At 67.9% G+C, this 15330-nt stretch carries 11 protein-coding genes; 5 read left to right on the forward strand and 6 right to left on the reverse strand.

From position 1 onward, the window contains the following. From AC3ANW_RS04845 to hemC, 3 genes are read right to left on the reverse strand one after another with little or no spacing between them, the layout of a single operon-like run. Positions 1-1083, reverse strand: coding sequence for a uroporphyrinogen-III C-methyltransferase (locus AC3ANW_RS04845; RefSeq protein ID WP_488344071.1), 1083 nt, complete (start codon positions 1081-1083; stop codon positions 1-3). A gap of 10 nt (positions 1084-1093) precedes the next feature. After that, on the reverse strand, positions 1094-1903 hold the full coding sequence (locus tag AC3ANW_RS04850) for a uroporphyrinogen-III synthase (RefSeq protein ID WP_488344072.1): 810 nt from the start codon (positions 1901-1903) through the stop codon (positions 1094-1096). 22 nt (positions 1904-1925) lie between these two features. Continuing rightward, on the reverse strand, positions 1926-2843 hold the full coding sequence (gene hemC, locus AC3ANW_RS04855; protein ID WP_488344073.1) for a hydroxymethylbilane synthase: 918 nt from the start codon (positions 2841-2843) through the stop codon (positions 1926-1928). Between hemC and ppc the strand changes: the two genes are divergently transcribed. After that, positions 2772-5822 carry a phosphoenolpyruvate carboxylase gene (gene ppc / locus AC3ANW_RS04860; protein ID WP_488344074.1) on the forward strand — a complete coding sequence of 1017 codons (3051 nt, stop codon included), beginning with the start codon at positions 2772-2774 and terminating at the stop codon, positions 5820-5822. The two genes, hemC and ppc, sit on opposite strands and share 72 nt — an antisense overlap. Before the next feature lie 19 nt (positions 5823-5841). On the opposite strand, the gene AC3ANW_RS04865 is transcribed toward ppc, so the two are convergent. Together AC3ANW_RS04865 and AC3ANW_RS04870 are read right to left on the reverse strand one after the other, a co-directional pair. Further along, a complete protein-coding gene (locus tag AC3ANW_RS04865) occupies positions 5842-6315 on the reverse strand; it encodes a hypothetical protein (RefSeq protein WP_488344075.1) in 474 nt (157 codons plus the stop codon). Next, positions 6315-8975: a GAF domain-containing protein gene (locus tag AC3ANW_RS04870; RefSeq protein ID WP_488344076.1), complete on the reverse strand. Its 2661-nt coding sequence runs from the start codon at positions 8973-8975 to the stop codon at positions 6315-6317. Before AC3ANW_RS04870 ends, AC3ANW_RS04865 begins: the two co-directional genes overlap by 1 nt. A 219-nt stretch (positions 8976-9194) precedes the next feature. On the opposite strand from AC3ANW_RS04870, the gene AC3ANW_RS04875 reads away from it, so the two are divergent. Together AC3ANW_RS04875 and AC3ANW_RS04880 are read left to right on the forward strand one after the other, a co-directional pair. Then, on the forward strand, positions 9195-10520 hold the full coding sequence (locus tag AC3ANW_RS04875) for an MFS family transporter (protein WP_488344077.1): 1326 nt from the start codon (positions 9195-9197) through the stop codon (positions 10518-10520). Positions 10521-10594: 74 nt separating this feature from the next. Continuing rightward, a complete protein-coding gene (locus tag AC3ANW_RS04880) occupies positions 10595-12007 on the forward strand; it encodes a mannose-1-phosphate guanylyltransferase/mannose-6-phosphate isomerase (protein ID WP_488344078.1) in 1413 nt (470 codons plus the stop codon). Here the strand turns inward: AC3ANW_RS04880 and AC3ANW_RS04885 are convergent. Then, positions 11992-12942: a LysR family transcriptional regulator gene (locus tag AC3ANW_RS04885; RefSeq protein WP_488344079.1), complete on the reverse strand. Its 951-nt coding sequence runs from the start codon at positions 12940-12942 to the stop codon at positions 11992-11994. The two genes, AC3ANW_RS04880 and AC3ANW_RS04885, sit on opposite strands and share 16 nt — an antisense overlap. A 123-nt stretch (positions 12943-13065) precedes the next feature. On the opposite strand from AC3ANW_RS04885, the gene AC3ANW_RS04890 reads away from it, so the two are divergent. Next, on the forward strand, positions 13066-14022 hold the full coding sequence (locus tag AC3ANW_RS04890) for a hydroxymethylglutaryl-CoA lyase (protein ID WP_488344080.1): 957 nt from the start codon (positions 13066-13068) through the stop codon (positions 14020-14022). Next, positions 14019-15251, forward strand: coding sequence for a CaiB/BaiF CoA transferase family protein (locus tag AC3ANW_RS04895; RefSeq protein WP_488344081.1), 1233 nt, complete (start codon positions 14019-14021; stop codon positions 15249-15251). The genes AC3ANW_RS04890 and AC3ANW_RS04895 overlap by 4 nt, the downstream gene beginning before the upstream one ends. The last annotated feature ends 79 nt before the right edge of the window (positions 15252-15330 follow it).

Raw genomic sequence — 15330 nt, forward strand, 5'->3', positions numbered from 1 at the left:
TCAGCGTCCTGCTGCAGCCGTCGCCAGCGCGGAGAAGGTTTCTTCCGGCTGCGGCATGGTGGCGCCGTCGATCTGGGCCTGGGCCTGCTTCAGCAGTTCTCCAGCGGCCGTCACGCGGCGCGAACCGGGTTCGAAATATTGCTGCAACGCCAGTGATGCGCCCGCTAGGTCGGACCGGGCCGCGCTCGACTGCCGGGCCAGCACACCCAGCCGGGCGTTGACCAGCTTGAGCTTCAGGTTTTCGCGCAGGAAGAAAGCCTGGTCGGGCGCCAGCAGCACCGCCTCGGGCTGGTCGATGCGGCTGACCCGCACCAGGCCGCGTGCTTCGTCGCGCACCGCGAACCAGACGTTGCGCAGGGCGGCGCGCCACCAGGGATCCGCCGCGACATTCGGCGCAGTGCCCGGTACGGCGGCTCCGTGCATGGCCGACGCTATCGCCACCGCGTTCAGCAGCGGCAGTTCGTCGACGCTGCGCACCAGTTCGTCGAGCCGCGACAGCAGGCCGGGAACGTCGGTCACGTTGGCGCCGCGGATACGGTTGATGTCGTGGGCGATGGCACGCTGCACCGGCGCCAGCCGGGGCTGGGCTGCCCGCACGATACGCTGGTCGGCGCTGCGCAGGGCGGCCAGCAGGGGTTCTGAACTGCCGGTCAGCTCGGCTTGTTGCTGTGCCAGGCGCAGGGTGGATTCGATGTCGACGACCAGCGTGTCGTCACGCGACCGCGACAGGCTCTGCATCAGCTCCTCGAGTTGCGAGCGTTGCAACGAAACCTCGGCCAGGCGGGCTTCCATCACGCCGACCCTGGAGACGGCGTCCTGCGCTGTTTCCTGGGCCTGCCGGGCCATGGCGCGGGCCTCGATCGACTGGCTGCCGGCATCGGCGCTCTGGCGGGCCAGCTGTTCCTGGATGGCCGACAGGCGTTGCCACAGGGTGACCGACGCCACCAGGGCCAGGGCCGCGACGACGCCTACCCCCAGCAGCAACGGACGCGACAGTGAAACCGGGGCGTGGACCACGGCATGGGCTTGGGTCGGCGAAACGGGTGTCGCCAGGGGCGGATCTGACAGGGGCGCGGAACTCATCCGGTCGATTCTATCGACCGCTTTCGTCTTGCAGCTGATGCAGCGTGTGGGCCAGACCCTCGAATCCGGCCGCTGCCAGTTCGACCCGCGCAAAGCCCGCAGCCCGCGCGGTCTCGGCGATGCGCGGATGGGTGGCGACGGCGGTGCCCTGCAGCAGGCCCGGGCCGCTCACCGCCAGCAGGCCGATCAGGTGTGCGACGGCTTCCGAATTGCTGAAGATCCAGATGCTGGAAACCACCGCGAGTCGGGCCGCGGCATCGGCTTGCGACGGACTCCAGCGGGGGGCGCCGCGGCGGTAGGCGGCCAATTGGGTTGTCGATGCGCCGGCGCGGGCCAGGCGCTCGGCCATCCACCCCCGGCCGTGCCCGGTCTGCGAAGGGTCGTCTTGGTCCCGCTGGGCGCCTCGCACGATCAGCACCGCGTCGCCGGGCGCGATGCGATGGCCGGCGGCGGCCCAGAGGGATTCGGAATCCAGTTGCGGGGCGTCGGTCGCCGGCGTGTCGATGGCTCCGGACGGCACCCCGTGGCGATGCAGCACCGCAGCGGTTCCCGGCCCGGGGGCCCAGGCACGTGTGTTTTCGGGCCAGAAGTGACCGGCCGGCGCTTCGGCAAAAAAATGCTGCACGGCGGCGGCGCTGACGAACATCACGGCCTTGTGTCGGCCCAGGGTCGCCCAGGTCTCGCGTAATACGGTGCGGCCGGCTTCGTGCAGCGGCCCGACAGCCAGCAGGGGCAGGGCGACGGTGTCGAAACCAGCGGCCTGCAGGGCCTGACGCCACGCCTCGGCCTCGGGCGCCGGGCGGGTCACGACGACACGCATGGCGATGCTGTGGCGACGTGCCTCAGTGCGCGCCGCCGGCGCGCAACTGGCGGGCAGCCTCTTCACCGAGCAGGGCGGCGTCATCGGGTGACCTCACTGCGCCAGAAACTTCCACCTGGATCAGGCTGCCGTCACCTTCAGGGTCGCCCCAGGCCGCCCGCAGTCGCAACTGGTCGCCGGCCAGGGTCGCGAAGGCCGCCAGCGGCATCGAGCAGCTGCCGCCCATGGCGCGGCTCACCGCGCGTTCGGCGCTGCTGGTGAGCCAGGTGGGTGCATGGTCGAGGGGTGCCAGCGCGGCGCTCAGGTCGTGGCGCCCGATGCGGATCTCGATGCCCAGCGCGCCCTGGCCGGCGGCCGGCAACATCTCGTGGTCCGGCGAAAAGGCGAAGCGGATGCGTGACTGCAGGCCGAGCCGGATCAGCCCGGCCGCGGCCAGCACGATGGCGTCGTATCCGCCTTCATCGAGCTTGCGCAGCCGGGTGTCCAGATTGCCGCGCAGCGGTTCCACCTTCAGGTCGGGCCGCAAAGCCCGCAGCAGCACCTGGCGGCGCAGGCTGGAAGTGCCGACCACCGCGCCCTGCGGCAGGGCGTCGAGAGACTCGTACCGGTTGGAGACGAAAGCATCGCGCGGATCCTCGCGGTCCATCACGCAGGCCATCTCGAAGCCTTCCGGCAGGTCCATCGGCACATCCTTGAGGCAATGCACGGCGATGTCGGCCCGGCCGTCTTCCAGCGCGGTTTCCAGTTCCTTCACGAACAGCCCCTTGCCGCCCACCTTGCTGAGCGATCGGTCGAGGATTCTGTCGCCCTGGGTGGTCATGCCCAGCAGGCTGACCGTGTGGCCGAGCTTGCGCAGCAGGTCGGCCACATGGTCGGCCTGCCACAGCGCGAGGCGGCTTTCGCGGGTGGCGATGACGATGGAAAGCGGGTTCTGGCTCACGGCGAAAAGGGGTCCGGCGGCAAAGCCGGCGATGCTAGCATTGCTGCAGCGCATCAAAACCAGACCGTCCCCATACCGAGGAGAACAGCCGTGCAGCCCACCGACAAGGCCGAAACCGTGACGCCCACCCGGCGCCGCAAGGACATCGAGCAACCGCTGGTGGACGACATTCGCCTGCTGGGCCGGATCCTCGGTGACGTGATCCGCGAGACCGACGGCCAACCCGCCTACGAATTGATCGAGCTGGTGCGCAAGCTGTCGGTGGCCTTTCGCCGCGATGCCGACCAGGACGCCGACCGGGCGCTCAAGAAACTGCTGAAGTCGCTCAGCGCTGACCAGACGGTGAGCGTGATCCGCGCCTTCACCTACTTCAGCCACCTGGCCAACCTGGCCGAAGACCGCCACTACATCCGCCGCCGCGTCGAACACGAACGCGCCGGCGACACACAAGAGGGCAGCATCGATGTCGCCCTGGCGCGCCTGCGCTGGGCCGGCGTCTCGCCGCGCGCCCTTTCGCAGACACTGGCCCACAGCTACGTGTCGCCGGTGCTGACCGCCCACCCGACCGAGGTGCAGCGAAAGAGCATCCTGGACGCCGAGCGCGGCATCGCCCAACTGCTTACCGCGCGTGACGAGATCAAGGCCCGCGCCCAGTTCTCGGGTTCGGTCAAGGACGCCCTGGCGCCCCGCGAGCTGGCCGCCAACGAAGCCCAGTTGCGCGCCCGTGTCATGCAGCTGTGGCATACCCGGCTGCTGCGCTACAGCCGGCTGACGGTGAGCGACGAGATCGAAAATGCGCTGTCGTACTACGAAGCCACCTTCCTGCGCGAGGTACCGCGCCTGTACGCAGGCCTGGAGCGCGAACTGGGCGCCTACCCGGTCGCCAGTTTTTTCCGCATGGGCCAGTGGATCGGCGGCGACCGCGACGGCAACCCCAACGTCACCGCCGAGACGCTCGAATACGCGCTGCGACGCCAGAGCGAGGTCTCCATCCGCCACATGCTGACCGAACTGCACCGCCTGGGCGCGGAGTTGTCGCTGTCGGCCCGGCTGGTGGATTTCAGCCCCGAGATGCAGGCACTGGCCGAGCGCAGCCCCGACCAGAGCGAACACCGCCAGGACGAGCCCTACCGCCGCGCACTCACCGGCATGTACGCCCGGCTGGCCGCCACGCTGAAGAGCCTGACCGGTGGCGAGGCTGCCCGTCACGCCGTCGCACCGCAGAACCCCTACCTGCTGGCCGAAGAGCTGGTGGCCGACCTGCGCATCATCGAAACATCCTTGCTGGCCCAGCACGGCGAAGCCATCGCCCAGCAGCGCCTGAAACCGCTGATCCGGACGGCGGAAGTGTTCGGTTTCCACCTGGCCACGGTGGACCTGCGGCAGAGTTCGGACAAACACGAAGCGGTGGTCGCCGAACTGCTGATGACCGCGCGCATCGAGGCCGATTATTCGAAGCTGGACGAAGCCGCCAGACGCAAGCTGCTGATGTCGCTGCTGAACGATGCACGCACCCTGCGGGTCAACGGCATCGAATATTCCGACCTGGCGCGCAGCGAGATCGCCATCTTCGAAGCGGCCCGCCGCATGCGCGAGCGCTACGGCAAGAACGCCATCCGCCACTACATCATCAGCCACACCGAGGCGGTCAGCGACCTGCTGGAAGTGCTGCTGCTGCAGAAGGAAGTGGGCCTGATGCGCGGCACGCTGGATGCCGGCGCGGTCAACGACCTGATCGTCGTGCCGCTGTTCGAGACCATCGGCGACCTGCGAAGCTCGACACCCATCATGCGGGACTTCTACCGCCTGCCCGGCATTGCCGCGCTGGTGCAGCGCAGCGGCGGCGAACAGGACGTGATGCTGGGTTATTCCGACAGCAACAAGGACGGCGGCATCTTCACCAGCAACTGGGAGCTTTACCGTACCGGCGGCGCGCTGGTCGAGTTCTTCGACGCCATGGCGCTCGAGGGCCTGCCCGCCGATCCGAAATCGGACGCGCCCGCCGTGCCGCCCACGCCCATCCAGCTGCGCATGTTCCACGGCCGGGGCGGCACCGTGGGCCGCGGCGGCGGCCCCAGCTACCAGGCCATCCTGGCGCAGCCGGCCGGCACGGTGCGCGGGCAGATCCGCCTGACCGAGCAGGGCGAGGTCATCGGCTCCAAATATGCCAATCCCGAGATCGGCCGGCGCAACCTCGAAACCCTGGTGGCGGCCACACTCGAAGCCACGCTGCTGCAGCCGGCCAAACCGGCGACCAGGCAGTTCCTGCAGATCGCCGATGCGCTGTCGCAGGCGAGCATGGATGCGTACCGCCGCCTGGTCTACGAAACGCCGGGTTTCACCGATTACTTCTTCGGCTCCACGCCCATCCGCGAGATCGCCGAACTCAACCTCGGCTCTCGCCCCGCATCCCGCAAGGCCCAGCAGAACATCGAGGACCTGCGTGCCGTGCCCTGGTCCTTCAGCTGGGGCCAGTGCCGGCTGACATTGCCGGGCTGGTACGGTTTCGGCGCGGCGGTCGAAGCCTTCCTGGCCGAGGGCGCATCGCCCGCCACCAAGGCCGAACGCACCGGCCGCGTCGCGCTGCTGCAGAAGATGTACAAGCAATGGCCGTTCTTCAAGACCCTGCTGTCCAACATGGACATGGTGCTGGCCAAGAGCGATCCGGCGCTGGCCGGGCGTTATTCCGAACTGGTCACCGACACCCGGCTGCGCAAGAAGGTCTTCGGCATGATCGAGGCCGAATGGAAACGCACCAACGACGCGCTGGCGCTGATCACCGGCGACAAGCAGCGGCTGGCGCACAACAGCTCGCTGTCACGCTCCATCCGCCACCGTTTCCCCTACATCGACCCGCTGCACCACCTGCAGATCGAGCTGATGCGGCGCTATCGGGCCGGGCAGGGCGACGAAAGGGTGCAGACCGGTATCCACATCTCCATCAACGGCATCGCAGCGGGGCTGCGCAACACGGGTTGAACCTGCCCGCCGAATCGGCTCACAGCGCCCGGTCGTCGCGTGGCGGGCGGGCGCTGGTCACCAGGCTGAGTCCCGGGCGGGACGAGGTCATCAGGCGCAGATAGATGTCGGTGTCCGGCGTGCTCCAGGCCGCGTAACGGCTGACGGCGTCCTGGGCCGGGCGTTCGGGGCCGTACTGCTGGCGGCCCCAGTCCAGCAGTTGCTGGAAGGCGGCATCGCTGGCCGGCTCTACCTGGAACTCGACACGGCGCAGTTGCCCGCCGGCAAAAAAGAAGACCTGTGCACCGGTCAATCCGGCCAGTGCCGAATGGTCCAGCCGCCAGCTTCCGGCCAGGCCGCCGGCCAGCCGTTCCGGCCGGCGCACCCGTTCGATGGCGGGCAGGACCCGCAGCAGTTCCGCGACGCTCATGCCCAGCTGCACTCCGGGCGGCAGGGGCTGGGCGCCGAGGTGCATGCCCAGGCACAGCAATCCCGCAAGGAACCAGCGGTGCATCAACGCCCGCCTTTCACCATCGACCGCAGGCGTGCTGCCAGCACGTCCATGGTGAAGGGTTTGGTCAGCAGCTCCATGCCCGGCTCCAGGAAACCCTGGGCGGCGGCGGCGGTCTCGGCATAACCGGTCATGAAAAGCACCCGCAGGTCGGGCCGCTGCAGGCGGGCGGCATTGGCCACCTGGCGGCCGTTGAGACCGGGCAAGCCGATGTCGGTCACCAGCAGATCGATGTGTGCGTCCGATTGGAGGACCGCCAGCCCGGACGGCCCGTCGGCAGCCTCCAGCGCGTGATAGCCGAGTTCATGCAGCACCTCGACGATGAGGCTGCGCACCACGGTTTCGTCTTCCACCACCAGCACGGTTTCGCCGCGCCGGGCGGGAAGCTGCGGCTCCGGCGGCGCCAGGGTTTCATCGGCATCCGCGTCGCCGGCATGGCGCGGCAACAGCAGCCGGACGGTGGTTCCGCGCCCGGCTTCGCTGGTAATGCCGACATGGCCTTCGGACTGCCGCACGAAGCCGTAGATCATCGACAGGCCCAGGCCGGTGCCCTGGCCGATGGCCTTGGTGGTGAAGAAGGGGTCGAATGCCTTGGACAGCACTTCGGGGCTCATGCCGGTGCCGGTGTCGGCAACCTGCACGCAGATGTAGTCGCCCGGCGCGATATCGCCCAGCGCTGCCGCGGCAGCCGGGTCCAGCGAGACATTGCCGGTGCGGATACCCAGGTCGCCCCCGTGCGGCATGGCGTCCCGGGCGTTGATGCACAGGTTGAGGATGGCGTTTTCCAGCTGGTTGACGTCGCAGCGGGTGGTCCACAACTGCGGCTGCAGGTCCAGTCGCAGGGCGATGCGTTCGCCCAGCGTGCGGCGCAGCAGTTCTTCCATCGACGTCACCAGCGGGTTGACCAGCACCGCCCGCGGCGCCAGCGGTTGCCGGCGCGAAAACGCCAGCAACCGATGGGTGAGGGCCGCAGCGCGGCGCGCCGACTGGATGGCGCCGTCGATGAAACGCGACAGGTCGTCGTGGCGACCGGCGGCAATGCGGCGGCGCACGATCTCCAACGATCCGGTGATGCCCTGCAGCAGGTTGTTGAAGTCGTGCGCGATGCCGCCGGTGAGCTGGCCCACCGCTTCCATCTTCTGGGCCTGGCGCAGTTGCTCGTGCGCTCGTTCCAGTTCGGCGCCACGCTCGGCCACCCGCTGCTGCAGGGTTTCCTGGGCGCGCTGGGCGGCCCGGAACAGCCGCGCATTGTCGATGGCGATGGCCGCCTGCGACGCCATGCCGGTGGCGATGCGTTCGGCGCGGGCCGTAAACACGTCCGGCTGCGGATGACCCAGGAACAAGGTGCCGATCACTTCGTCGGCCCGTGTCACCACCGGCACCGCCAGGTAGCTGCGCACCGGCAGGTGGCCGGCCGGCATGCCGGAATGCGGTCTGTTCTGGCCATAGCGCGGATCACGGCTGATGTCGGCCGACCGCACGATGGCCTCGCCCCGGAATGTCGGACCGAAGAGCGCGGTGGCGCGCGGCATGGGGAAGTCGGCGAACGCCGAGCGCTCGACCCCCGACAGCGCATACAGCTGGTAGCTGCCGCCGTCGTCGTCAGGCACGGTGTAGAAAAACGCGCCGAACTGCGCGCCGGTCAGTTCACGGCAGGCGTCCACCACCCGCTGCACCACGCTGTCCAGGCCCAATTCGCCGGCCAGCAGGGCTCCGGTGTGGTTGAGGGTTTCCAGCGCCAGGCTTTCGTCGCGCAGGGCCTGTTCGGCGCGGGCCCGTTCGGCCGCGTCCCAGGTGCGTGAGGCGACGTCTTCCACCAGCGCGATTTCCTCGGCGTGCCAGCGGCGCGGCGATGCGCTGTGCACATACAGCGCCGCGCGCAGTCGACCGTCCTTCAAGAAGGGAACGGCGATCTGCCCGTGGATCTGCATGGTCTCCAGATGGAAGTCGACGTTTCCGGCCGCTTGCGCGGCGTCGTCGAAGACGGCGGTGATGCCTTGTTCGAGCAGTGCGATATTGCCGTCGCCGAAGCTGCGCAGCGGGTATTGGCCGGCAAGCGAAGGAACGCCCGACACATCGTCGATGTCGAGCACGGCGGTCTGTTCGTGGTCGCGTATTTCGGCATATCCGACCCGGCTCGCGCCCAGATGCTGGCGCAATCGGCGTACCGACTCGAACAGCATGTCGCGCGGATCGGACAGGGGTCGCAGGGCATCGACGAACCCCAGCAGAAACGCCTGGCGGGCGGCGGCGGCGCGGTGTGCGCTGATGTCGATGGCGGTGCCCAGGGCGCGGACGCAGTTGCCTTCTTCGTCGAAGACACCACGGCCCTTGGCGGCCACCCAGCGGACCAGGCCGTCTTCCTTGCCGACGGTGCGGTATTCCACGTCGTAGGTGGCGCGGCGTTCGGGGTCCAGGGCAGACGCGAAGGCTTCGGCGGTGGCAGCGCGGTCGTCCGGATGCAGGCCGGCGTAGAAGTCGTTCATGTCGCACGGCACGTCTGGCGAAATGCCGAACATGGCCTTGGTGCGCGGCGGCCAGCTGAGCACCTGTGTACGGAGGTCGAGGTCCCAGGTTCCGACCTCGGCCACCTCGATGGCGAGCAGCAGCGATTCGCGGCTGGCATGCACCTGCAGGGCCAGGTCGTCGAGGACCTGGGACATCGGTGGTTCGGTTGTGTCCGGGAGCATGCTGGAAAGGGTGGTGTGCCGAAAGGCGAAATGGACCCGATGTTAGCGTTACGAGCGTTAACACAAGGGCGTGCGGCGACGCGGCGCCCCTCGGTGAAACCATCCGGTAGTTTTACGGGGTTACCCTAGGTAACTTCGCCTGCACCGTGCTTGCGGATGATGAGGACGAACAAACAAAACAACAGATCCGACATGACCTCCAACGCATCCACGTCCGCGCCCGCTGTCGCGGCGCCTCGCCCCTATACACCCAAGGAAGTCCGCGAACGGGTTTTCGCCATCGTCGCCGCCTCGTCCGGCAACCTGGTCGAGTGGTTCGATTTCTATGTGTATGCCTTCAGCGCGCTGTACTTCGCGGCGTCGTTCTTTCCCAAGGCCGACCCGACGGTGCAACTGCTCAGCACCGCGGGCGTGTTCGCTGCGGGTTTCCTGATGCGGCCCATCGGCGGCTGGCTGTTCGGCCTGATCGGTGACAAGTACGGCCGCAAGCTGTCGATGGTCATTTCGGTGGTGATGATGGGAGGGGGGTCGTTGCTCATCGCCTGCCTGCCGACCTACGATTCCATCGGCGTCGCGGCGCCCGCGCTGCTGCTGCTGGCCCGCCTGCTGCAAGGCTTGTCGGTCGGCGGCGAATACGGCGCATCGGCCACCTACATGAGCGAGGTCGCATTGCGCGGCCGGCGCGGTTTCTTCGCCTCTTTCCAGTACGTCACGCTGATCGGCGGCCAGTTGTTGGCAGCGCTGGTAATCGTGGTGATGCAGGGTTTCCTGTCGGACGCCGAACTGCATGCCTGGGGCTGGCGCATTCCCTTCGTCATCGGCGCGGTCACCGCCGTGGTTGCCATGCTGCTGCGCCGCACGCTGAAGGAAACCTCGACCGCCGAGACCCGAGCGAACAAGGAAGCCGGAAGCCTGAAAGCGCTGTTCCGCAACCACACGCCCGCGTTCCTGACGGTGCTGGGCTACACCGCCGGCGGCTCTTTGATCTTCTATACCTTCACCACTTACATGCAGAAGTACCTGGTGAACTCGGCCGGCATGTCGGCGCGCACCGCCACCGAAATCATGACCTGGGCGCTTTTCGCCTACATGCTCATGCAGCCGCTGTTCGGTGCACTGGCCGACCGCATCGGCCGCCGCAATTCGATGATGCTTTTCGGCGCGCTCGGCACCGTGGCCACCGTGCCCATCCTGCTGGCGCTGCAGACGGTCAGGAGCCCCATCGCCGCCTTCGGCCTGATCGTGCTGGCGTTGGCCATCGTGAGTTTCTACACCTCCATCAGCGGCCTGGTGAAGGCCGAGATGTTCCCGCCGCAGGTGCGTGCGCTCGGTGTCGGTTTTGCCTATGCCATCGCCAATGCGGTGTTCGGTGGCACGGCTGAATACGTGGCGTTGTATTTGAAGGATGCCGGCCACCAGCAAAGCTTCTACTGGTATGTGACGGTGATGATGGCCATCTCCTTCCTGGTCAGCCTGCGTCTGCCGAAACAGCCGGATTACCTGCATCACGACCACTGAGACAGACAGCTACCCGACAGAGGGCGCTGGCTATACTCGATAGCAGTTTGTATCGGTTTGTCAGGGAGAATTAGATGTTGGTTCCAGTCATCCTGTCCGGCGGTTCCGGCACCCGTCTTTGGCCCTTGTCGAGGTCGTCCTATCCGAAGCAGTTCATCGGCGTGACAGAAGAACGCACCATGTTCCAGCTCACGCTGTCTCGGCTGAAGGGCCTGCCTGGTGTGGAAGCTCCCATCGTGGTGGGTAACGAGAACCACCGTTTCATCCTCGGCGAGCAGCTGAACGTACTGGGCATCAAGGCACAGGCCATCCTGCTCGAACCCGTCGGCCGCAACACCGCTCCGGCCATCGCCGCCGCCGCCGCCGCCGCCATGGCCCACGGCGCCGACCCGCTGCTGCTGGTGTTGGCTGCGGACCATGTCATCGCCGACACGGCCGCCTTCCAGAAGGCCGTCGAAGCCGGCGTACCCGCCGCCGAGGCCGGCGCGCTGGTCACCTTCGGCATCGTGCCGACCGCACCTGAAACCGGTTACGGCTACATCCAGGTCGAGGCGCGTGTCGACGGCCTGCAGGCCATTCCCGTCACCGCCTTCGTCGAGAAACCCGACCTGGCCACCGCGCAGCAATATGTCGCCGGAGGCCGTCACCTGTGGAACAGCGGCATGTTCCTGTTCAAGGCCTCGGTGCTCCTGGCCGAACTGGACAAGTTCAGCCCCGCGGTGGCCAATGCCGCACGCGAAGCGGTCGGCAAGGCCAGGTCCGACCTGGACTTCCTGCGGCTGGACAAGGAGGCTTTTTCCGCATCGCCGGAAGATTCCATCGACTACGCGGTGATGGAGAAGTCCGACAAGGTCCAGGTCGTGCCCCTGTCGGCCGGCTGGAGCGATGTCGGCGCCTGGGGCGCGGTGTGGGATGTCGCCGCCAAGGACGCCGACGGCAACGCGGCGCGCGGCGACGTGATGCTGCAGGGCGTCAAGAACAGTTATGTGCACGCCGGCCACCGCCTGGTCGCCGCCATCGGTCTCGAGAACGTGATGATCGTCGAGACATCGGACGCGGTGCTGGTCGCCTCCAAGGATTCGGTGCAGGACGTCAAGAAGATCGTCGACCGCCTGAAGGCCGGCAAACGCCCCGAGGCCAGCCTGCACCGCGAGGTGTTCCGCCCCTGGGGGTCGTACGATTCCATCGACCACGCCGACCGTTACCAGGTCAAGCGCATCACCGTCAAACCCGGCCACAAGCTGTCGGTGCAGATGCACCACCACCGCGCCGAGCACTGGGTGGTGGTGTCGGGCACGGCCAAGGTGCTGCTGGGCGAGAAGGAAGTGCTGCTGACCGAAAACCAGTCCGTATACATCCCGGTGGGTGTGGTCCATGCGCTGGAGAACCCCGGCAAGATCCCGCTGGAACTCATCGAGGTGCAGTCGGGCGCCTACCTGGGCGAAGACGACATCGTGCGGTTCGAGGACCGCTACGGCCGCGCCTGATTCTGTCCAGCCGCTTCGGCGGCGGCCTCGTCTTCCATCGCCCCTGCCGCCGCCAGGTGTTCCAGCAAGGCCGCCGCCGCGGGCTGCAGGCTTCTCGGGTCCCGGCTGCAGATGCCGAACCGGCGCCGCGCCCAGTCGTCCGTCAGGGGAATCACCCGCAGCCCGTAGGCACGCGCTGGCAGGTCCGCCGCTTCGGCCGGCACCACGCTGATCGCCAGGCCTGCTCGCACGACCTTCAGCGCGGTCTCGAAATTGGCCACGAGCACCCGGTAGACCAGCGGCTGGCCGGCCAGCGCCGCCGCACGCTGCAACATGCGCTGCACCGCACTCGCCAGCGGCAGTCCCACCTGTTCGTAACCCAGCACTTCGGTGAATGCCAGGCTCGCCCGCCCGGCCACCGGGTGCGATGGGTGCGCCACGATGGCCAGCCGGTCGCTGCGGTAGCCGCGCCAGTGCAGATCGCCCTTGTCGACCGCGTCCCAGCACACGCCCAGCGATGCCGAGCCTTCGGCGATGCCCTGCACGATGTCCTGGCTGACCCGTTCCTCCATGTCGATGCGGATGTCGCGGTGTGCCGGTTGCTGCAGGAAATCCGCCACGTCGTCCGCCAGCGATTCGGCCAGTGCCGACGCCGAGGCCAGCAGCCGCACATGGCCGCGGATGCCGCCCGCGTAGGCCTGCATGTCGCGGGCGATCCGGTCCACGCTGGCCAGCATGGCGCGGGCGTGTTCCAGCAGCGTCTCGCCCGCGACGGTCGGCACCACACCATGGCGCCGCCGTTGCAGCAGGGGTGTGCCCATGGTCTGCTCCAGCGCCGCCAGCCGCTTGCTCACCGCGGATGCCACCAGCGCGTGCGACTCGGCGGCGCGGGTGATGCTGCGAGCATCGCAGACGGCTGCGAACAGACGCAGGCTGGTGAGGTCGGGGTCACGCAAGGTGTGGTCTCCGTGAACATGCCGGGTGGTTTTAGATATTCCATTCGGGCGCGTTGTGGCTTCCAAATGATCAGGATCGGCATCATAGGGAACTCCTAGACTCGGCGTCACTGGAGACAAACCATGCAACGACTACCTGATAAGCCCGGTCGCGCCGTGATCCGCGAGGTCGGCCTGCGGGACGGCCTGCAAAGCATTGCGCGTGTGCTGCCGACCGAAGACAAGCTGCGCTGGCTGCGTGCCGCGTATGCCGCCGGCCAGCGTGAAATCGAGGTGGGTTCCTTCGTGCCGGCCCACCGCCTGCCGCAGCTGGCCGACACCGCCGAAGTGCTGGCCGTCGCACGCACCCTGCCGGGGCTGGCCGCATCGGTGCTGGTTCCCAACCTGCGTGGCGCCGAATCGGCTTTCGCGGCCGGTGCCGACGCCATCATCGTGCCGCTGTCCGCCAGCCATGCGCACAGCCTGGCCAACCTGCGCAAGACACCCGACGAAGTCGTCGCCGATGTCGCCCGCATGCGGGCCGCACGTGATGCATCCGGCGTTCGCACCTTCATCGAAGGCGGCGTGGGCACGGCTTTCGGCTGCACCCTGCAGGGCGCGGTGGCCCCCGCCGAAGTGCTGCGCCTGATGCAGGCCCTGCTGGACGCCGGCTGCGACCGCGTCAGCCTGGCCGACACCGTCGGTTATGCCGACCCCGCCATGGTCGGCAGCCTGTTCGCCCGGGCCCGGCACATCGCCGGAGACCGGCTCTGGTCCGCCCATTTCCACGACACCCGTGGACTGGGACTGGCCAACTGCCATGCGGCCTTGCAGGTCGGCATGCGCCGTTTCGACGCGTCGCTGGCCGGCATCGGCGGCTGCCCGCATGCGCCCGGCGCCAGCGGCAACGTCACCACCGAAGACCTGGCCTATCTGCTGGAGAGCATGGGTTTCGATACTGGCCTGGACCTGCAGGCGCTGCTGGCGCTGCGGGGCGAGGTGGCGACCATGCTCGACGGCGAAACCCTGCACGGCACGCTCTGGCGCGCCGGTTTTCCCAAGACCCTCCAGCTGCGCCAGCCGTCGGAGACCACCGCATGACCACCGAATCCACCCGTGTTCCCGATCCCCTTGCGGCAGCGTCGCCACCGGCGTTGCCGCTGGCCGGCATCCGGGTCGTCGAATTCACCCACATGGTGATGGGGCCCACCTGCGGCCTGGTGCTGGCCGACATGGGGGCCGAAGTCATCAAGGTCGAGCCCATCGACGGCGACCGCACACGCCACCTGCTGGGTGCCGGTGCGGGTTTCTTTCCCATGTTCAACCGCAACAAGAAAAGCATTTCGCTGGACCTGCGCAGCCCCGGCGGGCTCGAGGTGGCCCACCGCCTCTGCGGCACCGCCGACGTGGTGGCGGAGAACTTCAAGCCCGGCACCATGGGCAAGTACGGCCTGGACTACGCAGCGCTTTCGCAGGTCAACCCGCGGGTGGTGTATGTCAGCCACAAGGGATTTCTGCCTGGCCCCTACGAGCACCGCACCGCTCTCGACGAGGTGGTGCAGATGATGGGCGGCCTGGCCTACATGACCGGCCGGCCGGGTGATCCGCTGCGGGCCGGCACCAGCGTCAACGACATCATGGGCGGCATGTTCGGCGCCATCGGTGCGCTGGGTGCGCTGATGCAGCGCATGCACACCGGCCGGGGCCAGGAAGTGCAGTCGGCGCTGTTCGAAAACAACGTCTTCCTGGTCGGCCAGCACATGCTGCAGTACGCCATCACCGGGCAGGCCGCGGCGCCCATGCCGGAACGCATCTCGGCCTGGGCGGTGTACGACGTGTTCACCGTGGCCGACGGCCAGATCTTTTTGGCGGCGGTCAGCGACGCCCAGTGGGCGGTGTTCTGCAGGATCTTCGGTTTCGACGACCTGCTGGCCGATCCGGCCCTGGCCAGCAACAACCTGCGGGTGCAGGCGCGTCCCACGCTGATGCCGGATCTCCGTCGCCGCCTGGCAGCCCATACCGTGGCCGACCTGTCGTCCCGCTTCGAGGCCCACGGCCTGCCTTTTGCGCCCATCGCCAGGCCGGAAGACCTTTTCGACGACGAGCACCTGAAGGCCACCGGCACCCTGGCCGACGTCACCTTACCGGACGGCGAACGTGCCGGGCAGACCGCGCAGGCCGCGCTGTTCCCCTTCACCATGGACGGCCAGCGGCTGGGTGTGCGATTGCAGCCGCCCAGACGCGGCCAGCACACCACCGAACTACTGGCCAGCCTGGGTTATGGCGCCGACGACATCCGGCGGCTGGAAGGCGAGGGCGCGGTGGGCTGAGCACAGGCCCACGCCCAGGCCCACGCCGTTTCAGACAGGAAGTCCGGCAGCAAATCAGGCAGGAAAACAAAAGAGAAAA

This window comes from Xylophilus sp. PBN-3R, from assembly GCF_057747805.1.